The 24,039-nt window shown below is 66.1% G+C and carries 20 protein-coding genes and 1 tRNA gene; 11 read left to right on the forward strand and 10 right to left on the reverse strand.

Annotated features, from left to right (window positions below):
- Positions 1-109 precede the first annotated feature (109 nt).
- The 4 genes from K4043_RS09310 to thiS are packed head-to-tail and all read right to left on the reverse strand — an operon-like array spanning position 110 to position 3,748.
- Positions 110-1,957: an SLC13 family permease gene (locus tag K4043_RS09310; RefSeq protein WP_121039313.1), complete on the reverse strand. Its 1,848-nt coding sequence runs from the start codon at positions 1,955-1,957 to the stop codon at positions 110-112.
- Between the two features lie 24 nt (positions 1,958-1,981).
- Positions 1,982-2,716 (reverse strand): tRNA (guanosine(46)-N7)-methyltransferase TrmB, encoded by a 735-nt coding sequence (trmB, locus tag K4043_RS09315; protein WP_265309091.1) that lies wholly within the window; start codon positions 2,714-2,716, stop codon positions 1,982-1,984.
- Positions 2,716-3,510, reverse strand: coding sequence for a thiazole synthase (locus tag K4043_RS09320; RefSeq protein ID WP_265309092.1), 795 nt, complete (start codon positions 3,508-3,510; stop codon positions 2,716-2,718). Before K4043_RS09320 ends, trmB begins: the two co-directional genes overlap by 1 nt.
- A gap of 37 nt (positions 3,511-3,547) precedes the next feature.
- A complete protein-coding gene (gene thiS / locus K4043_RS09325) occupies positions 3,548-3,748 on the reverse strand; it encodes a sulfur carrier protein ThiS (RefSeq protein WP_123730349.1) in 201 nt (66 codons plus the stop codon).
- A gap of 205 nt (positions 3,749-3,953) precedes the next feature.
- Here thiS and K4043_RS09330 point away from each other — a divergent pair, with 205 nt between their 5' ends.
- The 6 genes from K4043_RS09330 to K4043_RS09355 all read left to right on the forward strand — a co-directional run bounded on the left by K4043_RS09330 (position 3,954) and on the right by K4043_RS09355 (position 9,908).
- Positions 3,954-5,783, forward strand: a complete 1,830-nt coding sequence (locus K4043_RS09330) for an autotransporter domain-containing protein (protein WP_265309093.1) — start codon at positions 3,954-3,956, stop codon at positions 5,781-5,783.
- Between the two features lie 124 nt (positions 5,784-5,907).
- Positions 5,908-5,981: transfer RNA gene (locus K4043_RS09335), tRNA-Gly, on the forward strand.
- 149 nt (positions 5,982-6,130) lie between these two features.
- Positions 6,131-7,024: a 30S ribosomal protein S6--L-glutamate ligase gene (rimK, locus tag K4043_RS09340; protein WP_123730353.1), complete on the forward strand. Its 894-nt coding sequence runs from the start codon at positions 6,131-6,133 to the stop codon at positions 7,022-7,024.
- A gap of 261 nt (positions 7,025-7,285) precedes the next feature.
- On the forward strand, positions 7,286-7,768 hold the full coding sequence (locus K4043_RS09345; RefSeq protein WP_265309096.1) for a hypothetical protein: 483 nt from the start codon (positions 7,286-7,288) through the stop codon (positions 7,766-7,768).
- Positions 7,769-7,903: 135 nt separating this feature from the next.
- On the forward strand, positions 7,904-8,581 hold the full coding sequence (locus K4043_RS09350; RefSeq protein WP_019183933.1) for a response regulator transcription factor: 678 nt from the start codon (positions 7,904-7,906) through the stop codon (positions 8,579-8,581).
- Complete coding sequence (locus K4043_RS09355; protein ID WP_123730355.1) at positions 8,544-9,908, forward strand: HAMP domain-containing sensor histidine kinase; 1,365 nt, start codon at positions 8,544-8,546, stop codon at positions 9,906-9,908. The genes K4043_RS09350 and K4043_RS09355 overlap by 38 nt, the downstream gene beginning before the upstream one ends.
- Positions 9,909-9,944: 36 nt before the next feature.
- Here the strand turns inward: K4043_RS09355 and coaE are convergent, their stop codons facing one another.
- From coaE to K4043_RS09370, 3 genes are read right to left on the reverse strand one after another with little or no spacing between them, the layout of a single operon-like run.
- Positions 9,945-10,556 carry a dephospho-CoA kinase gene (gene coaE, locus K4043_RS09360; protein WP_265309098.1) on the reverse strand — a complete coding sequence of 204 codons (612 nt, stop codon included), beginning with the start codon at positions 10,554-10,556 and terminating at the stop codon, positions 9,945-9,947.
- A 10-nt stretch (positions 10,557-10,566) separates the two neighbouring features.
- Entirely contained in the window at positions 10,567-11,430 is an 864-nt protein-coding gene (locus tag K4043_RS09365) for an A24 family peptidase (RefSeq protein ID WP_265309099.1), read from the reverse strand.
- A 7-nt stretch (positions 11,431-11,437) separates the two neighbouring features.
- Positions 11,438-12,697 (reverse strand): type II secretion system F family protein, encoded by a 1,260-nt coding sequence (locus K4043_RS09370; protein WP_265309101.1) that lies wholly within the window; start codon positions 12,695-12,697, stop codon positions 11,438-11,440.
- Between the two features lie 362 nt (positions 12,698-13,059).
- Here K4043_RS09370 and K4043_RS09375 point away from each other — a divergent pair, with 362 nt between their 5' ends.
- Positions 13,060-13,449, forward strand: coding sequence for a prepilin-type N-terminal cleavage/methylation domain-containing protein (locus K4043_RS09375; protein ID WP_321160136.1), 390 nt, complete (start codon positions 13,060-13,062; stop codon positions 13,447-13,449).
- A 162-nt stretch (positions 13,450-13,611) separates the two neighbouring features.
- Entirely contained in the window at positions 13,612-15,312 is a 1,701-nt protein-coding gene (pilB, locus tag K4043_RS09380; protein WP_265309321.1) for a type IV-A pilus assembly ATPase PilB, read from the forward strand.
- A 67-nt stretch (positions 15,313-15,379) separates the two neighbouring features.
- On the opposite strand, the gene K4043_RS09385 is transcribed toward pilB, so the two are convergent.
- Positions 15,380-16,765: a sigma-54 dependent transcriptional regulator gene (locus tag K4043_RS09385; RefSeq protein ID WP_123730361.1), complete on the reverse strand. Its 1,386-nt coding sequence runs from the start codon at positions 16,763-16,765 to the stop codon at positions 15,380-15,382.
- 73 nt (positions 16,766-16,838) lie between these two features.
- Positions 16,839-18,452: an ATP-binding protein gene (locus tag K4043_RS09390; protein ID WP_265309102.1), complete on the reverse strand. Its 1,614-nt coding sequence runs from the start codon at positions 18,450-18,452 to the stop codon at positions 16,839-16,841.
- A 331-nt stretch (positions 18,453-18,783) separates the two neighbouring features.
- On the opposite strand from K4043_RS09390, the gene sucC reads away from it, so the two are divergent.
- The 3 genes from sucC (at position 18,784) to K4043_RS09405 (ending at position 22,897) form a co-directional block, all read left to right on the forward strand.
- On the forward strand, positions 18,784-19,953 hold the full coding sequence (sucC, locus tag K4043_RS09395; protein WP_166923844.1) for an ADP-forming succinate--CoA ligase subunit beta: 1,170 nt from the start codon (positions 18,784-18,786) through the stop codon (positions 19,951-19,953).
- Between the two features lie 175 nt (positions 19,954-20,128).
- Positions 20,129-21,004 (forward strand): succinate--CoA ligase subunit alpha, encoded by an 876-nt coding sequence (gene sucD, locus K4043_RS09400; RefSeq protein ID WP_123730364.1) that lies wholly within the window; start codon positions 20,129-20,131, stop codon positions 21,002-21,004.
- 258 nt (positions 21,005-21,262) lie between these two features.
- Positions 21,263-22,897 carry an NAD+ synthase gene (locus tag K4043_RS09405; RefSeq protein ID WP_123730365.1) on the forward strand — a complete coding sequence of 545 codons (1,635 nt, stop codon included), beginning with the start codon at positions 21,263-21,265 and terminating at the stop codon, positions 22,895-22,897.
- A 211-nt stretch (positions 22,898-23,108) separates the two neighbouring features.
- Here the strand turns inward: K4043_RS09405 and K4043_RS09410 are convergent, their stop codons facing one another.
- Positions 23,109-23,993, reverse strand: a complete 885-nt coding sequence (locus tag K4043_RS09410) for an outer membrane protein assembly factor BamD (RefSeq protein WP_123730366.1) — start codon at positions 23,991-23,993, stop codon at positions 23,109-23,111.
- Positions 23,994-24,039: the final 46 nt, after the last annotated feature.

Raw genomic sequence — 24,039 nt, forward strand, 5'->3', positions numbered from 1 at the left:
GTAGTGCCGGCCGCTGGCCGGCTGCTCTTGACGGCCAACCGTACGTGGAGCCGGCCAGCGGCCGGCACTACCTGGGGCATCGGGCGGGCCGGCCAGCGGCCGGCACTCCCTAGAACATCAGGTTGATCATCAGCACCACCACCGCCGTATAGATCAACGACAGCGGGGCGCCGACGCGCCACAGCTCACGCGGGGTGTAATTGGCCGGGCCGGTGATCATCGAAATCACCGGGTTGGAGGCGGTCATCAGATTGTTCGAGGCCGACAACGCCACGATCAGTGCGAACGCGGTCGGGCTGCCCCCGGCGGCCAGCGCCAGGTTCACCGCGATGGGCACCATCACGATGGTTGCGCCCACGTGGCTGATCACCAGCGAGAACATCGTGGTCAACAACGCCAGCGCGATTTCCAGCACCCACACCGGAATGCCGGTCGGCAGGCGGTCGATGGTGTGCCCGGCGATCCACGCCGCCGCGCCACTGCTGTCCATCGCCCAGCCGAGCGGAATCAGCCCAGCCATCATGAACACGGTTTTCCAGTTGATCGAGGCGTAGGCCTCGTCCATGCGCAGCACGCCGGTCAGCAGCATGCCGGCCACGCCGGTCATCAGGGTCAGCGCCACGGGCAGCTTGGAGGTCAGCGCGATCAGGATGGTGATGGCGAAGATGCTCATCGCGATCTTGAACTTGTGCGGCCGCTGCTCGCCCTTGGGGTAATCGGTCACCACCACGAAGTCGCGGCTCTTGGCGGCCTGGGCCAGATCGGTCCAGATGCTGTGGAAGACCAGCATGTCGCCCGCGCGCAGGGCCACATTGCGCACGTCTTCGCGGATCACCTGCTTGTCGCGGTTGATCGCCAGCAGGCTGATGCCGCGCTGCTTGCGCAGGCGCAGGTCCGAAGCGCTCTTGCCGATCACGTCGGACGTGGGCGGCACCACCGCTTCGGAAATGCCGGCGCGGCTCGGGTTGAACAGATCACCCAGGTGCTTCAACCGCGAGGACATCCGCAGGAACTGGTTCTGTGCGAAATCGCTGACCTGCTGGCGCGCGCCCATCACACCCAGCACGCTGCCCACCCAGATGCGCATCTCCGCCGGCGGTGCCAGACGGGTGTCATTGCCGGTCTTGAGCGCCAGCAGCAGCGGTGCATCGTGCACGTTCTCGGCCTCGCCCAGGGTCATGCCGACCAGCGGGCTCTCGGCGGTGACCACCAGCTCGAACACATCGCCTTCGATGCCGTAGGTCTTGGCGAAGTAGCTTTCGGTGCGCGACGGGGTGACGCCATCGTTGGCCAGCGTCTCTTCCTCCACCAGCTTGCGATCACCGAAGTAGCGGAAATACAGCAGCGAGGCGATCAGCAGCGCCACGCCGATCGGCAGCGGCGCGAACATCCGCAGCGGCTCGATCGTGGCCAGGCCTGAGGGCAGGTTGTTGTTGGCCGAGGCCAGCAGATCGTTGAGCAGAATCAGCGGCGAATTGCCGACCATCGTCAGTGCGCCCCCCATCACGATGGCCGCGGCGATCGGCAGCAGCAGGCGCTGCAGGGTCAGCCCGGTGCGTGCGGCCAGCCGTGAGGCGACCGGCAGGTACAGCGCCATCACCGAGGGGTTCTGCATGAACGAGGAGTTCAAGCCGGCGATCGCGGTGGTCATCATCAGCAGGCGTGTCTCCACGCCATGCCCGCGCCGCAGCAGCCACGCCGCCAACCGGTTCAGTGCCCCGGTGCGGTCCAGGCCCGCGCCGAGGATGGTGGTGGCGATGATGCTCATCACCGCGTTACCGGAGAAACCACCGAAGATCTCCTCCGGCGCGATCAGCCCGGTGACACCGAGCACCACCAGCACCACCAGCGCCACCACGTCGGCGCGGATGCGCTCGAACAGGAACATCGCCATCGTGAAGCCGACCAGCCCGAGGACGAGCTTCATGTCGGTAGTCAGCGTCAGCGCGGTATCCATGGGGTGGCGCGGTTCCTTGTGGGATCAGGTGCGGTCGTACAACAGGTCCCACACGCCATGGCCGAGCTTCTGGCCACGGGTTTCGAAGTGGGTCTGCGGGCGCCATTGCGGACGTTCGACCTGCCCACGCGGACCGGCGCGGTTGGTCAGCCCAGTGGTGGCATCGAGCACGTCCCACATCTGCTCGGCATAGTCTTCCCAGTCCGTGGCGCAGTGCAGGCGTCCACCGACGCGCAGCTTGCGCACCAGCAGCTCGGCAAAGCCAGGCTGGATCAGGCGACGCTTGTTGTGGCGCTTCTTGTGCCACGGGTCCGGGAAATAGATGCGCACTTCATCCAGCGCGCCATCGGCGATTTCCTTCTCCAGCACCTCCACGGCATCGTGGTGGTACAGGCGCACATGGTCGGCATTGTCGTCGGCCAGGGCGTTGAGCAGGCGGCCCACGCCGGGGGCGTGCACTTCCAGGCCGATGTAATCGCGACTCGGGTCCTGCTGCGCGGCGAAGCGCAGCGCGGCTCCGTTGCCAAAGCCGATTTCCAGCACCTTGTGTGCATCGCGCCCGAAGGTAGCATCCAGATCGCGTGGCTCACCGGTGAAGTCCAGCCCGAAGCGCGGCCAGCGGTCGTCGAATGCACGCTGCTGGGCGGGGGTGAAGCGGCCCTGGCGCAGCACGAAACTGCGGACCTCGCGGCGGCCTTCGGTAATGGTGAAGGGCTTGGGCGGTGCCTTGGCACCGGCGCTGTCGAAAGGATTGGTCATCAGCCGATCACCCCGTCGATCGGCGAGGACGCACTGGCGTAGCGCTTGCGCGGAATGCGCCCGGCCAGGAAGGCCTCGCGCCCGGCTTCCACGGCCTTGCGCATTGCGCTGGCCATCAGGATCGGGTTGCGCGCGCCGGCGATGGCGGTGTTCATCAGCACGCCGTCGCAGCCCAGTTCCATCGCGATGGCTGCATCGGAGGCCGTGCCCACGCCGGCATCGACGATGATCGGCACCTTGGCGTCTTCGATGATCTGCAGCAGGTTGTACTTGTTCTGGATGCCCAGGCCCGAGCCGATCGGCGCGGCCAGCGGCATCACCGCCGCGCAGCCGATCTCTTCCAGGCGCTTGGCCAGGATCGGGTCATCGGAGGTATAGACCATCACCTCGAAACCATCCTTGACCAGCTGCTCGGCCGCCTTGAGGGTCTGCACCACATCCGGGTACAGGCTCTTCTGGTCGCCCAGCACTTCCAGCTTGGTCAGGTTGTGGCCGTCGAGCAGCTCGCGGGCCAGCCGGCAGGTGCGCACGGCATCTTCGGCGGTGTAGCAGCCGGCAGTGTTGGGCAGGATGGTGTAACGGTCCGGCGGCAGCACGTCGAGCAGGTTCGGCTCGCCCGGGTTCTGCCCGATGTTGGTGCGGCGGATCGCCACGGTGACGATCCGGGCGCCAGCGGCCTCGGTGGCCAGGCGGGTTTCTTCCAGATCCTTGAACTTGCCGGTGCCGGTGAGCAGGCGGGAAGCATAGGTCTTGCCGGCGATCACCAGCGAATCAGTGGGGGCAGGTGCATTCATGGCCGAATTATCGCCTATCGCGCGTCACGATGCTGCCTCAGCCACCGCCCAGCGCATGCACGATCTCGACCACGTCGCCCTCGCGCAGGCCATGGCTGGCGTGCTGGCTGCGGGTCACGATCTCGCCGTTGACCTCGACCGCGACGCGGCGCTCGAGCAGGTCTTCGCTGCGCAGCAGATCGTGGACGGTGGCGGTGTGCGGAAGCTGGCGGTTCTCGCCGTTGAGCTGGATGTTCATGACGGTATTGTCCCGCAATCACCCTGCAGTGCGTACCCTGTGCGCCCCGCGGCAGTGGTGCCGCGAGCGTCAGGCCAACGATGGCCGGGCGGCGGGCTGTGGCAGTTCATGCCGCAACGCAGCGTGATGCCGGCGGGGTGCAGTGGAAACATGGCACCGTGCGCCGGCGTACGTCCGCCGTTTTCCCCACCTTAAAGGAATTTTCATGTTGCTCAGCAAACGCCCGATCCGCTCCCTCATGGCCGTGGCCATCGCCCTGGCTGCGGTGCCGGCCATGGCGCAGTCGCCGTACACCAAGACCGTCTTCATCGGCGACAGCCTCACCGATGCCGGCTACTTCCGTCCGCTGCTGCCCGCCTCGGTGCAGCCGGTGACCGGCCAGTTCACCACCAACCCGGGCTGGACCTGGGCCCAGCACGTGGCCAACTACTACGGCACCAACGGTGCGGCCCACGGCAACGGCCAGACCGGTGACAACTACGCCATCGGCGGCGCGCGCGTCGGCGTGGACACCACCCAGGTGCTGGCTGCCGGTACCCCGGCCATTCCGGTGTACTCGCTCAAGACCCAGACCGCGCAGTACCTGGCGGCCAACGGCGGCAAGGCCGACCCGAACGCGCTGTACGCCGTGTGGGGCGGTGCCAATGATCTGTTCGCCATCCAGGCCGGCGCGCCGCTGGTCTCGACCCTGACCAACGCCGTGCGCGACCAGGTCGGCATCGTCGGCACCCTGAAGGGCGCTGGCGCTGAATACATCGTGGTGCCCACCATTCCGGACGTCGGCCTGACCCCGGGCGCCCGCGCCGGTGGCCCGGCCGGCATGGCCGCCGGCACCGCGCTGGCCAAGGCGTACAACGACGCCCTGTTCGGTGGCCTGAAGGCCGCCGGCCTGCAGGTGATCCCGGTCGATACCTTCCACATCCTGCAGGAAATCGTCGCCAACCCGGGCCAGTACGGCTTCGTCAACGTGACCAGCCCGGCCTGCACGACGGCGTCGTCGCTGACCTGCAACCCGACCAGCTACGCCACCCCGAATGCTGCCAACAGCTACGTGTTCGCCGACGGCGTGCACCCGACCACGGCCACGCACGAGATGCTGGGCCAGTACACGCTGTCGATCCTGGAAGCCCCGCGCAACCAGCAGATCCTGACCCACTCGGCACAGACCATCGGCCGTTCGCGCGCTGACCAGGTCAGCTGGCACGTCGACGGCCGCCCGGCCGACGGCCTGAGCTGGTGGGGCAACCTGCGCGGCGACATGCAGCGCTACGCGCACGCCGATCTGTACGACGGCATGGCGCCGGCCGGCCTGTTCGGTGTGGATTGGGCGCGCGACGGCATGGTAGTTGGCGGCTTCGCCGGCTACGGCCGCATGGACGCCGATTTCGGCAACAACAAGGGTGACTTCACCCAGTCCGACACCACGCTGGGCCTGTTCGCCGGCTGGTATGGCGAGCGCGCCTGGGTCAACGGCCAGGTCAGCTACAGCTGGCTGGACTACGACGTGACCCGCAAGCTGCAGCTCGGCCCGGCAACGCGCATCCACAAGGGCTCGCCGGAAGGCAGCAACCTGACCGCGGCCTTGAATGCCGGTTACGAGTTCGGCACCGAGGGCGGCTTCCGCCACGGTCCGGTTGCCGCCGTGATCTGGCAGAAGGTGAAGCTGGATGGCTATGCCGAGTCCAACCCGAGCGCCTCGGCGCTGGGCTATGCCGACCAGGACGTGGATTCGACCGTCGGCCGCGTCGGCTGGCAGGCCCGCTTCGATGGCGGCAACGTCAAGCCGTACGTGCAGGTCACCTACGATCACGAGTTCGAGGACAGCAAGCAGGCAAGCGCCTGGCTGCAGAGCATGCCGGACGTGGGCATGTACAAGGTGCCGGGCCTGGAGTTCGATCGGGACTACGCCACCGCCGTACTGGGTGCGCGCCTGAACCTGTGGGGCCTCAGCAGCAACATCGGCATGAGCACCACCACGATGCAGAAGCGTGCACGTGACGTGTCGCTGTTCGCCAGCTTCGGCGCCAGCTTCTGATCCAGCGTGCGCAGTGCCCGTTCGCGGGCACCGCGCACGGCAGCGGAAAGCGAGAAACAACGGGCGGCCCAGTGCCGCCCGTTGCCTTTCATGCCCCCGCCCGAATAGACTTACGCCGCGCCTTGCGGGTGTAGCTCAATGGTAGAGCTGTAGCTTCCCAAGCTACTGACGAGGGTTCGATTCCCTTCACCCGCTCCAACTGCCGCGCCTTTCTGCTGAATCCCCTTTTTTAAATCTTCTCCGCCCGCTGTCGGCACGGTTGTCGTGCTGAAACATCGCGGGAAGATCGTCATCGCACCATCCCGGGCGCGCGCTATGCTTCGCGCTTTCCCGCCCCCTGCGCCGCGATGAAACTCGCCATCCTGTCCCGCAACAGCAAGCTGTACTCCACGCGTCGCCTGGTGGAGGCCGCGCGCGCGCGGGGCCATACCGTGCGCATCCTTGATCCGCTGCGCTGCTACATGCGGATCGCGGCGGACGGCTTCACCATGCATTACAAGGGGCGGCCGATCACCGGGGTGGACGCGGTGATCCCGCGCATCGGTGCCTCGGTCACCCGGTACGGGACGGCGGTGCTGCGCCAGTTCGAGATGATGGGGGCCCGCACGCCCAACCCCTCCGATGCCATCCTGCGCGCCCGCGACAAGCTGCGGGCGCACCAGATCCTGGCCTCCAAGGGCATCGACATGCCGGTCACGGTGTTCGGTGACAACCCGGACGACACCGTTGATCTGCTCTCGATGCTCGGCCCGCCGCCGCACGTGGTGAAGCTCAACGAGGGTACCCAGGGCCGCGGCGTGATCCTCACCGAGAAGGCCAGCGCCTCGCGCGGCATCGTGGAGGCGCTGCGCGGACTGTATGCCAACTTCCTGATGCAGGAGTTCATCGGTGAGGCCCAAGGCGCGGACCTGCGCTGCCTGGTGGTCGGCGACCAGGTAGTCGGCGCCATGCAGCGCCAGGCGCCGGAGGGCGACTTCCGCTCGAATCTGCATGCCGGGGGCAGTGCGCGCGCTGCCAAGGCGAGCCGGGCGGAGCAGCAGGTGGCCGTGCGTTCGGCCAAGGCACTGGGCCTGGGCGTGGCGGGAGTCGATCTGATCCGCTCAAGCCGTGGTCCGCTGGTGCTGGAGGTGAATTCCACCCCAGGCCTGGAGGGCATCGAGGCGATCTGCCGGGAAGACCTGGCCGGGCGCATCATCGACCATGTCGTTTCGTTGAAAAAACCTGTCAATACAAGGGGTTGACAGGGGTTTCTGCAGTGGGGGAGGGTCTTAACATCGGTTTAATCGATCCCGGCGTAGGCTCTGTCGAACCGCAGCTCTGCCCTCCTCAGCAGGAACGGTAATCGGGAAACACCTTCAGGCCCGGTCAGCGCCAGCTGTCCGGGCCTTTTTCCGGATTGAAGGCCGGTGGCGCCCAGATTCCACCCTGCCATCAGTAACTTGTGGGTGCCGCTTCCAAGCTCGTAAAGTTGGCGCCCATACATGTGGATAAGGATGTCGCGGATGTATCGATTGCTCGCTATTGCGTTGCTTGCAAGCCTCCCGTTGGCCGCGCAGGCCGGCGCCGACGGCAAGGGACGGGATGCTGCGGTGGCCATCACCGCCGATGCGCCCGTGGCCGAACAACTGGCCAATGTCGAACGCGCGCTGGGAAGCGAGGCTTACAGTGAGATCAGCATGGAAGACAAAAGCCGGGTACAGGCGGCTGTGACCCGTATCCGCAACCGGATGGGTGACCGCGAGCGCATGGACCAGCTGCCGGCGCAGCAGCTCACCGAGATATTCAACGATCAGGAAGTGGTCAATACCATCATGACCCGTGCCAAGGCCGACAGCCGCATGGTCTGCCGCCGCGAGCGCGCCACCGGCAGCAACATGAACAAGAGCATCTGCATGACCGTGGCCCAGCGCCGGGAAGCGACCGAACGGGCCAAGAGCTTGATGGACGATCCGCGCCGCCTGGCACCCAAGGAAATGACGCTTTGACGCGCTTTCAGCATTCGACGGTGTCTAATGTTAACAATGAAGCCTGTATCTTCAGCCTGAACCCGTGCCGCGCGCCCTGCCGCGCAGCGGCGCAGGTCAGTCTTTTCCGTCGAACACCCTGAAACAGAGGTCCCAGTGCGAATTCTCGTCATCGAAGACAACAGCGACATTGCCGCCAACCTGGGCGATTACCTCGAAGACCGCGGCCACACCGTCGACTTCGCCGCCGACGGCGTCACCGGCCTGCATCTGGCGGTCGTCCACGAGTTTGACGCGATCGTGCTGGACCTCAACCTGCCGGGTATGGACGGGATCGAGGTCTGCCGCAAGCTGCGCAATGAAGCGCGCAAGCAGACTCCGGTGCTGATGCTGACCGCCCGCGATTCGCTGGACAACAAGCTCGCCGGTTTCGATTCCGGTGCCGATGACTACCTGATCAAGCCGTTCGCGCTGCAGGAAGTCGAAGTGCGCTTGAATGCCCTGTCGCGTCGCGGCAAGGGTGTGCAGACCCGTGTGCTGGAAACCGGCGATCTGGAATACAACCTGGACACGCTGGAAGTGCGCCGCCAGGGCAAGCTGCTGCAACTGAACCCGACTGCGTTGAAGATCCTGCAGGCACTGATGGAGGCCTCACCGGCCGTCGTCACCCGCCAGGAGCTGGAAACCCGCGTCTGGGGCGAAGAGCTGCCGGATTCGGATTCCCTGCGTGTGCACATCCACGGCCTGCGCGCTGTGGTCGACAAGCCTTTCGAGGTGCCGATGATCCAGACCCGCCATGGCATCGGATACCGCATCGCCGCGCCGGAAGCCTGATCCGGTGACGGGGAAGGGGGAGCGCCGCCGCGCGCCATACCGGCGCCGGCTGCGCAGCCGCATCATCGTCTCGTTCGTGCTGTTGGGCTTCTGCCTGACCACGTTGTTTGCGTTCGCCACCAACTGGACCCGCGCCCGCGTGGAAAACCAGCTGGTCGAAGATGTGATGAATCGCAACATCAACGAGTACGCCAAGCGCTTCGCGGCAGATCCCTCGCGCAGCCCCGACCTGCCGGTGCAGCAGATGTACGCGCGGCTGGTCAGGCCGGACAAGTTTGAAGCCCTGCGCCAGGAACAGCCGGACTGGTACAACCTCAACGATGGCATCCACGGCGTAAGCGGTGTGGATGAGGGCGGCAAGCCGTTTTCCTACAAGCTCGCGGTGCGCAAGACGCCAGATGTGTGGTTCTTCCTCGCCTATGACATGACCGAGAGCATCCGCGGCGAGAGCCAGCTCAACCGCGCGCTGTTCTTCTCGGTGCTGGTGTTCAGTGTGCTGTCGCTGGTGCTGGGCTGGTGGTCGGCCTCCAAGGTCATGAAGCCGGTGTCCGATCTGGCAGCCCGACTGCGCGCGTATCGCGGTGGCACCAGCGAGCCGGAGCCGCTGGCGCCGCGCTTCCCGGACGATGAGGTCGGCCAGCTGGCTCAAGCGCTGGACGACTATTCCGCCCGGCTGACCGAAGTGGTGCAGCGCGACCGCGAGTTCAACGCCGACGTCAGCCACGAGCTGCGCACGCCGCTGGCGGTGATCCGTGGTGCCACCGAACTGCTGCTGACCCGCCCGGATCTCGATCCCAAGGTGCTGCAGCGCCTGCAGCGCATCCAGCGTGCCGAACAGCAATGCACCGATCTGATCGGCGCGCTGCTGCTGCTCTCGCGCAACGAGCGCGGGCAGGGCAGCAGCAATGTCGCCCGGGTCTCGGAGCAGTTGCTGGATTCGCACCGCGCCCAGCTGGGCGGCAAGCCGTTGGAGCTGATCCTGGAAGGCAATCACGACCTGGTGATCGATGCGCCGGAATCGGCCCTGTCGGTCGCCTTGGGCAACCTGATCGGCAATGCCGTGAAGTACTCCAAGGAAGGCGCCGTGCGCGTGCGTGTAGGCAACAACGCGGTCGAGGTGATCGACAGCGGCCCCGGCCTGAGCGAGGAAGATGCGGCCAAGCTGTTCCAGCGCGGCTATCGCGGCACGCATGCGGGGCACTCGCAGGGCGGCGGCATCGGCCTGTCGATCGTCAGCCGCCTGTGCGACCTCTACGGCTGGCAGGTCAACGTCCGCCCCGGCGCAGAGCGCGGCGTCATCGCCACGCTGACCTTCTCTCCAGCATAAGTCGGTAGAGCCGACCGTTGGTCGGCGCCCCCAGATCTACCGCGCCGCCAGCACCCGGTACGCCTGATCCAGCCGCTCCACGTGCGCTTGCAGGTGCGCCGGCTGGCCATCATTGACCACCACATCATCGGCCAGGGCCAGGCGCGCCTCGCGGCTGGCCTGGGCGGCGATCATGCGGTCGGCCAGGGCGCTGTCGATCCCGTCGCGCTGCATCAGCCGTGCATGCTGCACGGCCACCGGCACGTCCACCACCAGGATCCGGTCCAGCCACGGGTACTGCTGGCGGCCACCGGCTTCGGTGAGCAGGGGGATCGCGGCGATCGCATACGGCCCGTCGGCCTGTTCGCAGGTCTGGCGCAGCAGCTGGCGGATCGCCGGATGGGTGATCGCCTCCAGCGCCTGGCGCTCCTGCGCCGAATCGAAGATGCGCGCGCGCAGCGCGGCACGGTCGAGCTGGCCGTCAGCCAGCAGGATGCCATGCCCGAAATGCGCGGCAATCCGCGCCAGCCCCTCGCTGCCCGGTGCAACCACCGCGCGGGCAGCCAGATCGGCGTCGGCCACGGTGATGCCCAGCGCTTCGAAGCGACGGCTGACCTCGCTTTTGCCGGCGGCAATGCCGCCGGTCAGCCCGATGACGAAGCGACTCATCGCACCGGCCTCAACGCAGGCCGGCGTAGCTCAGGTAGCCGTTGATCAACGGCTCGCCCCACATGAACACGATCCAGCCGGCAATGGCCAGGTACGGACCGAACGGGATCGGCGTGGCCCGGTCGCGGCCGCGCGAGTACAGCCAGATCGAGCCGATGATGGCGCCCACGATGGACGACAGCAGGATGATCGGCAGGATGCCCTTGAGCCCACACCAGGCACCCAGCGCGGCCAGCAGCTTGAAATCGCCGTGGCCCATGCCTTCCTTGCCGGTGATCTGCTTGAACAGCCACCACACCGACCACAACGAGAGATAGCCGGCCAGCGCACCCAGCAAGGCCGGTTTGGCCGGCATGTACAGGTTGTCGCTGGCCGCGATCAGGCCGAGCCACATCAAGGGCAGGGTCAACTGATCCGGTAACAGCTGGGTACGCAGATCGATGCCGGACAGCGCCACCAGGAAGCAGCTCAGCACGATCGCGCCGAAGCCCTGCCAGCCGAACCCGAACTGCCAGACGCTGGCGAGCACCAGCACGGCGGTCAGCAGCTCCACCAGCGGGTACTGGATCGAGATCGGGGCGTGGCAATGGCGACACTTGCCGCGCAGCGCCAGCCAGCTGAACAGCGGGATGTTCTCGAACCAGGACAGCTTGTGCTTGCAGTGCGGGCAGTGCGAGGGCTCCACCACGATTCCGGGCGGTGGCGGCTCGTAGATGTCCGGCTCTTCCAGCACCTCGCGCGCATCGCGCTTCCACTCCCACTCCAGCCGCTTGGGCAGGCGCAGGATGACGACGTTGAGGAAGCTGCCCAGGAGCAGCCCCAGTCCGGCCGCGGCGGGGTAGCCGAGGATGGGGTGCTGGTCGAGAAATGCCATTTATTGATTATCCAACCACGGAGGCGAGTTTGAAGATGGGCAGGTACATGCCGACCACCATACCGCCGACGACCACACCGATGAAGACCATGATCATCGGTTCGAGCAGGCTGCTCAAGGCATCGACCGCATTGTTGACCTCCTGCTCGAAGTACTCGGCCACCTTGAACAGCATGGTGTCCAGCGCGCCGGCCTCTTCGCCGATCGCGGTCATCTGCACCACCATGTGCGGGAAGATGTTGACCTGCTTCATGGCCATGTTGACCGGGTAGCCGACGGACACGTCGTCGCGCATGCGCAGCACGGCTTCCTCGTAGACCTTGTTGCCGGTGGCGCCGGCCACGATGCCCAGCGCCTCCACCAGCGGTACGCCGGCCTTGAAGGTCACCGCCGTGGTCCGAGCGAAGCGGGCGATCGAGCTGTTGTGCATGATCTGGCCGATCACCGGCACTTTCAGGATGAAGCGGTCCATGCCGTGCTGCATCGAGGGCGAACGCCTGTAGGCGAAGATGAAACCCACGATGCCGCCAATGACGATGAACAGGATGAGCCACCACCATGCCACCATGAACCTGGAGGCGGCCACGATCAGCTGGGTGAAAGCTGGCAGATCAGCACCGAAGCTCTTGAACACATCCTCGAACTGCGGCACCACGAAAATCAGCAGGATCGCACTGACGATCAGCGCCACCGCGATGACCATGGCCGGGTAGAACAGCGCCTTCTTGATCTTGCCCTTCAGGGCCTCGATGTTCTCTTTATAATTGGCCACCGTGTCGAGCACGGTTTCCAGCACACCGGCGCCTTCGCCGGCCCGCACCAGGTTGCGGTAGAGCTCGTCGAACTGCACGGGGTGCTTGCTGATTGCTTCGTACAATGAGGAGCCGCCCTCGATGTCGGTACGGACGCTCTCCACCATCTTGCGCATGCGCGGGTTCTTGTGCCCGCTGCCGATGATCTCCAGCGAGCTGACGATCGGCACGCCGGACTTCATCATCGTCGCCATCTGGCGGCTGAAGAAGGCGATGTCCTTGGTGCTGATCGCGCTGCCGGTTGCCCCGAACAAGGGCTTGGGCTTGGGCTTGACCACCGTGGGCGTGATGCCCTGGCGGCGCAGCTCGGCGCGCAGCAGGTTGGCGTTCTTGGCGGGCGTTTCGCCCTTCATCTTGATGCCGCGCTTGTCGGTCCCCACCCAGACAAACGGCTTCATCTCCATGGTGTTGCGGACCACGGGCTCTTTCTTGATCGCACTACGGCTGACAGACATTTCAGGCTCCCCAGCCACACCATCCCCAGGCGGGCTATCTCGCGGCATGGTAGCCGGTTCCGTGGGCGCTGGGCAGTCCTGCCGGGTGCCCCGGAGCGATGGGGTGGCCTGGACCGGTTGTGTCACAAGGTGACGCACCCGGTCACATTGCCGGGTCCATCGCAATTTGTTGTGCGGGGGGTTCCAATCCGGAAGATTGCTGCCATCATTGCGCCGGGGAATGCTGGGGAGCATTGCCGACCCAGTTGGCATGCAACCTGCTTCGATCCACCCGCACAGGGCGCCCGCCCCGCTCAACCGGCCTGCCGGTCCGGCGACGGCCCAGTGCCCTAAAAAATTATCTATCTCTAGGGGATGTACACATGAAGAACCAGAAGGGCTTTACCCTGATCGAACTGATGATCGTTGTGGCGATCATTGCGATCCTGGCCGCCATCGCGCTGCCGCAGTACAAGAACTACACTGCCCGCGCCAAGATCGCCCAGGCGGTTGCCAGCGTTGCCGGGGAGAAGATCAAGGTCGGTGAGAACCACAGCTCTGAAGTCGCCGACCTTTGCACCGGCATCGTCGCTGGCAAGTGCAGTGGTGAGGGTGTACTGGCTGGTGCTTCGAACGATAACACTGCCACCGTGACCATTACTCCCAACATCGACGACAACGGCGAAACGCCGATCACTTGGGCTTGCGTTGTGGTTGATTCCGGTGCTGCGACGTACGAAGGCAAGGATTGCGACAATCTGAATGCCCCGTAATTGATCGGGCGTCAGGTTATGCAGTGAGTTTCAGGAAATGCCCGCGAGAGATCGCGGGCATTTCTGTTTTGGTCCAACGGTGCCGCCTTGTTGTTACCCTAGATGTGTCCTGATCGAGCAAACCACATGAATACTGTCGCAGCTGCCGCTACTGCCAATCTTGTGGGGATCACCGGCATCGCCCGCCGCTTGGTCCAGGACGGTGCGCTGGAGGAAGCCGTCGCCCGCGCTGCCATGGCCGACGCCACCGCTGCCCGGCAGCCGCTGCCGCAGTGGTTCGCGGACAAGAAGCTCGTCACCGCCGCACAGCTGGCCGCGGCCAACGCGCTGGAGTTCGGCATGCCGCTGCTGGACGTGACCGCGTTCGACACCAGCCACAACGCCATGAAGCTGGTCAGCGAGGAGCTGCTGCGCAAGCACCACGTGCTGCCGCTGTTCAAGCGTGGTGGCAAGCTGTTCGTGGGCACCAGCAACCCGACCCATTCGCTGGACGAGATCAAGTTCCACACCAACCTGGTGGTCGAGCCGATCCTGGTCGACGAGGAGCAGATCCGCCGCACGCTGGAGCAGTGGCAGACCAGCCAGGACACCCTGGGCTCGGCGCTGGGCGGGGGTGACGATGACATGGGCGACCTGGATGTCTCGGCCGGCGATGAGGAAGGCGGCGCAACCGACTCCGGTGTCGATGCCAAGGGCGACGACACACCGGTCGTGAAGTTCATCAACAAGGTGCTGGTCGATGCGATCCGCAAGGGCGCCTCGGACATCCATTTCGAACCCTATGAAGACGACTATCGGGTGCGTCTGCGCATCGATGGTCTGCTCAAGAACGTGGCCAAGGCCCCGGTCAAGCTCAACCAGCGCATCGCCGCGCGCCTGAAGGTCATGGCGCAGCTGGACATCGCCGAGAAGCGGGTCCCGCAGGATGGGCGCATCAAGCTCAACCTGTCCAAGACCAAGCAGATCGATTTCCGCGTCAGCACTTTGCCGACCCTGTTCGGCGAGAAGGTGGTGCTGCGTATCCTCGATGGCAGCGCGGCCAAGCTGGGCATCGACAAGCTCGGCTACGAGCCGGCCCAGCAGAAGCTGTTCCTGGATGCGATCCACAAGCCCTATGGCATGGTGCTGGTGACCGGCCCGACCGGCTCGGGCAAGACCGTGTCGCTGTATACCGCGCTGGGCATCCTCAACGATGAGACGCGCAACATCTCCACCGCGGAAGACCCGGTGGAAATCCGCCTGCCCGGCGTCAACCAGGTGCAGCAGAACGTCAAGCGCGGCATGACCTTCGCCGCGGCGCTGCGCTCGTTCCTGCGCCAGGATCCGGACATCATCATGGTCGGCGAAATCCGCGACCTGGAAACGGCCGAGATCGCGATCAAGGCCGCGCAGACCGGCCACATGGTGCTGTCCACCCTGCATACCAACGATGCGCCGCAGACCATCGCGCGTCTGATGAACATGGGTATCGCGCCGTACAACATCACCAGCTCGGTGACGCTGGTGATCGCCCAGCGCCTGGCACGCCGGTTGTGCAGCCGCTGCAAGCGCCCGGTCGAGCTGCCGGCCAATGCCCTGCTGGCCGAAGGCTTCACCCAGGCCCAGCTGGAGGCCGGCATCAAGCTGTTCGAGCCGGTCGGCTGCGATGAGTGCACCGAGGGCTACAAGGGCCGTACCGGTATCTACCAGGTGATGCCGATGACGGATGAGATCTCCACGATCGTGCTGGCCGGTGGCAATGCGCTGCAGATCGCCGAGGCCGCGCAGCAGGCGGGGGTGAACGACCTGCGCCAGTCCGCGCTGGCCAAGGCTGCCGCCGGTGTGACCGGTCTGGCCGAGATCAATCGCGTCACCAAGGATTGATCGTCGCCTCATAACCTACGAAAAGGCCCGCGAATGCGGGCCTTTTTCGTTGTGGCGGCGGGTGGGCTCAGTCCATGCCCAGCTTTTTCAGCTTGTAGCGCAACGCGCGGAAGGTGATGCCCAGCTGCGCGGCGGTGCGGGTCTTGTTCCAGCGGTTCTCTTCCAGCGCCTTCTGGATCGCGGTGCGCTCCATCTGTTCGATGTAGGAGGGCAGGGCACCGCTGCCGGTGGGCAGGTCGATCACGGCCTCCTGCTGTGTGGTGGCCACAGTGCTGGCACCGAAGCGCGGCGCGTGCTGCGGCAGGCGCAGGTCGCTGGCGCCGATGCGGTCTTCTTCGGCCAGGGCCAGGGCGCGTTCCAGGATGTTCTCCAGTTCGCGCACGTTGCCGGGGAAGTGGTACTGGGCCAGTGCATCCAGCGCCGAGGGCGCGAGCAGCGGGGTCGGGCGGTTGTGGGTGCGGGCCAGCCGGGCCAGGATCGAGGCGGCCAGCGCGGGCAGGTCGCTGCGGCGCTCGCGCAGCGGCGGCACGCGCAGTTCGATCACGTTGATGCGGTAGTACAGGTCGTGGCGGAAGCGGCCGTCTTCGACCAGCTCGCCCAGGTCCTTGTGGGTGGCCGAGAGGATGCGCACGTCCACCGGTACCTCGGTGGCGGCACCGACCGGGCGGATGGATTTTTCCTGGATCGCGCGCAGCAGCTTGACCTGCATCTGCAGGGGCAGCTCGGCCACTTCATCCAGGAACAGGGTGCCGCCATGCGCCGCCTGGAACAGGCCGGGCTTGTCCGCGTGCGCGCCACTGAAGCTGCCCTTCTTGTGGCCGAAGAACTCGCTCTCCATCAACTCGGAGGGGATCGCGCCGCAGTTGACCGGCACGAAAGCGCCGGGCGCGCGCGCGCTCTGCGCATGGATGGTGCGGGCCACCAACTCTTTGCCGACGCCGGATTCGCCGAGGATGTAGACCGGGGCCTGGCTGCGCGCGACTTTGCCGATGGTGGCGCGCAACACGTCCATCGAGGGCGAATCGCCGAGCAGGCGCGCGGCCTGTTCGGGCGCGAGTGGCGCCGGGGCGGCACGCTCGGTGTTGTTGAGCTCCAGCGCGTGCTTGACCAGGCCGCGCAGCACCGAGATGTCGACCGGCTTGCTGACGAAATCGAACGCGCCGGCCTTCAGCGCTTCCACCGCCAGGTCCATGCTGCCGAACGCGGTGATCATCGCCACCGGGGTGCGCGGGTAATGCTGCGCGATCTCGGTGACCAGTTCGATGCCGTTGCCGTCGGGCAACCGCATGTCGGTGATGCACAGGTCGTAGGGGTTGCTGGCGAGCAGCTCACGGGCTTCGGCGAGATTGGCCGCGGTGCTGATGCGCAGGCCCATCCGGCCCAGGGTCAGTACCAGCAGTTCGCGGATGTCGCGTTCGTCGTCGACGACGAGGGCGCTGCGGGTGTCATTCATAGGAAAGGAAGATAGCCGAGGGCGGTCGTTGGCGACAAATGTTTGACGGTGGGGGCCGGATGTGGCGTGACGTTCATCCCGACATCATCGTGTGCGGCCCGGCCAGCATCAGCCGGAAACAGGCGCCGCCCGCCGGCACCGAGACGTACTCCAGCCGGGCCTGGTTGGCGCGGCACAGCTCGCGGGCGATGTACAGGCCCAGGCCGGTGCCGTGCTCGGAGGTGGTGAAGAACGGACGGAACAGCTGGCTGGCCACGGTCTCGGGAATCCCCGGGCCGCGGTCCATCACATCGATGATGGCGATGCGGTCCTGGCGCGACACGCGCAGCCGCACCCGCGCCGGCTCCTCGGCCACGCGGCCGTACTTGAGCGCGTTGTGGACCAGCACGGTGAGGATCTGGTGCAGGTGGCGCGGGTCCACCAGGGCATGCACCGAGGTCTCGCTGATGATCGGCTCCACGCTGTCGGTTTCCAGCGACAGGCCCTGCTTGTACTCCAGCACGAAGCGGCGCACGAAGGCGGCCAGATCCACGTTCTCCGGGTTGGCGCGCTCGCGCCGCGCCAGGCCGAGCACGCTTTCCACGATGCCGTTGGTGCGCTGGCACTGCTGGCCGATGATCTGCAGCAGGCGGCGGTCGGTGTCGCCGAGGTCGGTGGACTCTTCCAGCAGCTGGGCCGCGTAGTTGATCGCCGCCAGCGGGTTGCGGATTTCATGGGCCAGGCTGGCCGAGAAGCGGCCCATCGCCGACAGGGTGAGGGATTCGGCGCGGCGCGAGACCACGGTGGAGTCGTCCAGGAACACCAGGGTCAGGTCGCTGCCGGCCAGCAGGCGGGCGAAACGCGGCTGCACCTCGGGCTGGTCCGGCGAGAGCTGCAGGGGCAGCTCTTCGTTGGTCCAGCCGTTGCGCCAGCGCTGCAGGCGGCGGCTCAGCTCGGGCGCGGCGCTGCCCAGTTCCAGGCGGCCGCTGCCACTGTTGCCGTCGGCATCGCCGAGCAGGGTGGAGGCCGCTTCGTTGGCCAGGGTGATGCGGTTGGCGCCATCGACCACGATCACCCCGGTGCGCATGCGCCGGATGATCAGTTCGTTGATCTGGAACAGGTTGGCCACTTCATCGCCGCGCCGGTTGGCCAGCTGCTGGTTCATGCGGGCGCGGTTGCCGACCTGGTAGCTGATGAAGGCGATGGCCAGGTAGCTGGTGACGAACATGGCCAGCTCGGCCAGGGTGCGGGTGGGATCACCGCCTTCGACCAGCTTCCACATGTATTCGCCGGCCGTGGCGAGGCTGGCCGCGACTGCCAGGCCCAACCCCATGCTGAGCGGCAGCAGGGTCGCGGCGGCGGCGATGTTGAACAGCAGCGACATCGAGATGCCCGCGCTGGCGCCGGGCAGGGCATGCGCCAGCAGGGTGGCGGCGATGATGTCGGAGGCCACGCTCCACACCACGATGGTGCGCAGCCAGCGCTCGTTGCGGCCGAACAGCAGCACCAGCAGGGCGACGACCAGGTAGGCAATGACCACAATGGTGGCCAGGCGCGGATGCTCGGCCGAGCCCACCAGGCTGCTGAGCGGGCTGAACAGCAAGGCGGCGATGACCGAGGCCATCAGCAGGCGGTACAGCGCGAAGAAGTACAGCTCGCGCCGCGGAATCGATTCGATGCGGTCGATCAATGAAGCACTGGGTGACACGCCGGAACTCCCCTTCTGGCACGGAGCCAGTGTAGGGCGTCCGGCCCGGTTTGGGGGCTGCCGCCAGGGGCGAGGGCGTGAAGGCCGGGCCGTGGGCGGGGACAGGCCGGCTGCGCGGCCCCGGCCTGGCCGGCCGGGCAGCGGCTTCGGGCACGACCCGCAACTGCCTGAAATTGCGCTGGAAACGGCCCCGCGCGCGTGTCTTGGGACTGACTTCTTTGCGCGCGCGCGCCGGGTCGTCCACAATAGTGGGCCCGCCGCGGTCCTTACCGGCGCCCCCGTGAGGGAGCCTTGGAGATGCGTGCGGTCGTTCCTATTCCCACGGTGACGCATGAATTTCCACGAATACCAGTCAAAACAGCTGCTTGCCGAGTACGGCATTCCCGTTCCGGCCGGCAAGGTCGCGGCTACTCCGGACGAAGCGGTTGACGCTGCCAACGCCCTGGGCCAGGGCCCCTGGATGGTCAAGGCGCAGATCCACGCTGGCGGCCGCGGCAAGGCTGGCGGCGTCAAGTTCTGCAAGACCACCGACGACGTGAAGGCCGCTGCGGCCAAGATGCTCGGCACCAAGATGGCCACCTACCAGACCGCCGGCGTTGAGCTGCCGGTCAACCTGGTGCTGGTGACCACCGCCGGTGAGATCGTCAAGGAACTGTACCTGTCGGTGCTGGTTGACCGTGGCACCAAGACCATCACCTACATCGCCTCTTCGGAAGGCGGCGTGGAGATCGAGCAGGTCGCCGCTGAAACCCCGGAGCTGATCCACTCGCTCAACGTTGATTTCGTTGAAGGCGTGCAGGGTTACCACGGCCGTGATTTCGGCTTCAAGCTGGGCCTGACCGCCAAGCAGGCCGGCCAGTTCGCCAGCATCATGGTGAACCTGTACCGCCTGTTCAACGAAAAGGACCTGGCCCTGGTTGAAATCAACCCGCTGGCCATCCTGGACGACGGCAACCTGTACGCGCTGGACGGCAAGTTCGACAGCGACGACAACGCCGCGTTCCGTCAGAAGGCGCTGGTTGCCATGCGCGACAAGACCCAGGAAGACGAAACCGAAGTGACCGCTTCGGAGCTGGACATCAACTACGTCACCATGGATGGCAACATCGGCTGCATGGTCAACGGCGCCGGTCTGGCCATGGCCACCATGGACGTCATCAAGCTCAACGGCGGCGAGCCGGCGAACTTCCTGGACGTGGGCGGCGGTGCGAACAAGCAGCGCGTCATCGAAGCGTTCAAGCTGATCCTGTCCTCGGACAAGGTCGAAGGCATCTTCGTCAACATCTTCGGCGGCATCGTCCGCTGCGACATGATTGCCGAAGGCATCATCGCCGCGGTCAAGGAAGTGGGCGTCAAGGTTCCGGTCGTGGTGCGCCTGGAAGGCACCAACGTGGAAGAAGGCAAGCAGCTGCTGCGTGACAGCGGCATGGCCATCATCCCGGCCGACAACATCAACGACGGTGCCAAGAAGGTCGTCGAAGCTGTCAAGAACGCTGCCTGATATTCCACGGCATCGGACCGTCGGCAGAATCCTGATGTGCCCCCTTGAGTCAAGGGGGCTGGCGCGTCGCGAAGCGACGTGACGGGGGTTCTGGTGGCATGCAGCGGGCATTGACCGAAGGTCGATGCCGATGCGTCCGGAGCCGGTTCAACAAAATTACGAAGGACTCAACGAAATGTCCGTTTTGATTAACAAGAACACCAAGGTGATCGTGCAGGGCTTCACCGGCCAGCAGGGCACCTTCCACGCCACTCAGATGATCGAGTACGGCACCCAGGTTGTTGGCGGCGTGACCCCCGGCAAGGGCGGCACCACCCACATCGATCTGCCGGTCTTCAACACCGTTGCCGACGCCGTGCAGAGCACCGGCGCCAACGCGTCGGTCATCTACGTGCCGCCGCCGTACGCGGCTGACGCGATCCTGGAAGCGGCCGCTGCCGGCATCCAGGTCATCGTGTGCATCACCGAAGGCATTCCGGTGCTGGACATGCTGCGCGTCAAGAACGTGCTGACCCGTGCCCATCCGGACACCGTGCTGGTCGGCCCGAACTGCCCCGGCGTGATCACCCCGGGCGAGTGCAAGATCGGCATCATGCCGGGCCACATCCACATGCCGGGCAAGATCGGCATCGTGTCGCGTTCGGGCACCCTGACCTATGAAGCGGTCAAGCAGACCACCGAAGTCGGCCTGGGCCAGTCCACCTGCATCGGCATCGGTGGTGACCCGATCAACGGCCTGAACTTCGTCGACTGCCTGAAGCTGTTCAACGAAGATCCGCAGACCCTGGGCATCATCATGGTCGGCGAAATCGGCGGCGACGCTGAAGAAGCCGGTGCCGAGTACATCAAGGCCCACGTGAAGAAGCCGGTCGTCGGTTTCATCGCGGGCGCCTCGGCTCCGGCCGGCAAGCGCATGGGCCACGCCGGTGCGATCGCATCGGGTGGCAAGGGCACCGCCGAAGGCAAGTTCGCCGCCATGGAAGCTGCCGGTGTTGTCACCGTCCGCTCGCCGGGCGACCTGGGCGCTGCCATCGCCAAGCTGGTGAAATAAGACCGCCAGCCGCGCAGCGGCTGACGTGTCTGTAGAAGCCGACCGTTGGTCGGCTGCTCGAAACAGAAAGGCCGCCTCCGGGCGGCCTTTCTGCGTTCAAGGCGATACCCGGAGCGGTAGGTCCCGGTCGCTGGAAGGCAAGCACGCCACGTAGTGCCGGCCGCTGGCCGGCTCCTCATCGTGCTGCCGCCGAATGCGTGGTTGCCGGCCAGCGGCCGGCACTACAATGAGCGCAGTACACCTACAGGCTGGAACACCATGACCTCGCTCCGCATTGCCCTGGCGCAGTTCGATTTTCCGGTTGGCGCCGTGGCGCAGAACACCGACACCATCATCGCGATGATCGCCGAGGCGCGCGATGAGTACGGTGCCGAGCTGGTGGTGTTCCCGGAGCTGGCGATCAGCGGCTATCCGCCGGAGGATCTGCTGCTGCGCCCGGGCTTCCTGTACGACTGCCAGCAGGCGCTGGAGCGCATCGCGGCGGCCACCACCGGCATCGCGGCCGTGGTCGGTTGGCCACAGGCCGCCGGTGCGGTGGTCTACAACGCGGCCAGCGTGCTGCGCGATGGCAAGGTCGAACACACCTACCGCAAGCGCGAGCTGCCCAATTACGCGGTGTTCGATGAGCGCCGTTACTTCGATGTCGATCCGGACGGCGGCAGCTGCGTGTTCGAGCTGAAGGGCGTGCCGGTCGGCGTGCTGGTCTGCGAAGACCTCTGGTTTGCCGAACCGCTGGCCGATACCGTCCGTGCCGGCGCGCAGCTGGTGATCGTGCCCAATGCCTCCCCGTACGAGCGTGGCAAGCATGCCCAGCGCGACGCACTGCTGGCCGAGCGTACCCGCGAGAGCGGAGCGGCGATCGCTTACCTCAACGTGGTGGGTGGGCAGGACGCGCTGGTGTTTGATGGTGCCTCGGTCGTCGCAGACGGCGACGGCACGGTGCATCCGGCCGCGGCGGCCTTCACCGACCAGTGGCTGGTGGTGGATTACGACGCCGATGCGCGCCGCTTCCTGCCGCGCGAGTGGATGGACGACGGCGACGAGAGCATGGATGCGCTGGCCTGGCGCGCGGTGACCCGCGGGATCCAGGATTACTGCCGCAAGAACGGCTTCAAGAAGGTCTGGATCGGCCTGTCCGGCGGTATCGATTCGGCCCTGGTGCTGGCGATGGCCGTGGACGCGCTGGGCGCTGCGAACGTCACCGCGGTGCGGCTGCCGTCGCGTTACACGGCGGACATGTCCAACGATCTGGCGGCCGAGCAGTGCCGCGCGCTGGGCGTCACCTTGGAGGCTGTCTCGATCGAGCCGGTGTTCGAGGGCCTGATGGCTGCGCTCGGCCCGATGTTCGAGGGGCAGGCGGCCGATGTGACCGAAGAGAACCTGCAGTCGCGCAGCCGGGGTGTGATCCTGATGGCGCTGTCCAACAAGTTCGGCGGGCTGCTGCTGACCACCGGCAACAAGAGCGAGTACGCGGTGGGCTACGCCACCATCTACGGCGACATGTGCGGCGGCTACGCCCCGCTCAAGGACCTGTACAAGACGGAGGTGTTCGGGCTCTCCAAGTGGCGCAATACCGTGGGCGGCGCCCCGGTGATCCCGCCGGCGGTGATTTCCCGCCCGCCCTCGGCCGAGCTGCGCGCCAACCAGACCGACCAGGACTCGCTGCCGGCCTACGACGTGCTGGACGGCATCCTGTACCGCTATGTGGACCAGGAGCAGTCGCGCGAGGAGATCGTGGCCGCCGGGTACGCCGCCGAGGTGGTGGACCGTGTGCTGCGGCTGGTGCGCACCAGCGAGTGGAAGCGCCATCAGGCCGCCCCGGGGCCGAAGGTGTCGCGCCGGGCGTTCGGGCGTGAGCGGCGGTACCCGATCAGCAATGGGTACAAGGGCTGAGACGCCAGCCGGTAGGCGCCGACCGTTGGTCGGCGCAGGGTGGGGCGTGGGGCTGGCGGCGAAGGGCGGCCTGTGAGGGGGCTGGCGAGATGGCCGGTATAACCCGCAGAGAGCAGCCGGCCAGCGGTCGGCTCTACCGGCGCCGCTGCCGCGACGCCCCCGTCGGCGGCGCCGCCGGGTAATAAAAAGGCCCCTTTCGGGGCCTTTTTTATTACTTGCGGTTCATCGTGGCGTTGCGTTCACCGGTACTGGCGGACTTCTCGCCGGCAAACGGGTTCAGCTTGCGCACCATCCACGGGTACTTCGGCCACTTGCCCTGCAGCCACGGGTGATCGGGCTGGTTCAGCTCGAGCACGCGACGGGCATCGTCGGCCAGGGTCTTGTTGCCCAGGTGGGTGTAGGCCTCGCCCAGGGCGGCCACGGCGTCGTACTGGAACGCGCTCTGCGGGTAGTTCTCCAGCAGGAAGTTGGCGCGGCCAGCGGCCGAGACGTACGCCTCGCGGCGCAGGTAGTACAGGGCGTTGTCCAGCTCGTACTGGGCGAACACGTCGCGCAGGGCGATCATCCGCTGGCGCGCATCGGCGGCGTAGCGGCTGTTGGGGTAGCGCTCGGTGACGATGGTGAAATCGGCATAGGCCTGGCGCGGGCTGGACAGGTCACGGCGGCTCGGGTCCAGCGACCAGACGCGGCGCAGGAAGACCGTGTCGCGATTGCCATTGGCCAGGCCGCGCAGGTAGTACATGTAGGCGATGTTGCGGTGGGTCGGGTAGGTACGGATGAAGCGGTCCACGCTGGACACCGCGTCATCGTGCTTGCCGGCCTTGTACTGGGCGTAGGCGCTTTCGATCATCGCCTGTTCGGTGTACGGGCCATACGGGTACTGGGCTACCAGGCGGCGGAAGCTGGCTTCGGCACCGCTCCAGTTCCCCCCTTCCATGAGCTTGTGGCTCTTCTCATAGAGCGTTTGAACCGGCAGACCTTCATCCGGATTCTTGTCCTTGGTACCGCGGTGACAGCCGGTGGCGACGAAGAGCAGCACCAGCATCAGGGCGGCGAGGCGGACGGGCGCGGACAGCATAACGGAGCGTCGGATCATGGGGTCAGGGCGGGACGCGGCTGGAATACGAAGGGTCGATGATAGC

This window comes from Stenotrophomonas sp. SRS1 (assembly GCF_026130205.1).
Classification (GTDB): domain Bacteria; phylum Pseudomonadota; class Gammaproteobacteria; order Xanthomonadales; family Xanthomonadaceae; genus Stenotrophomonas; species Stenotrophomonas rhizophila_B.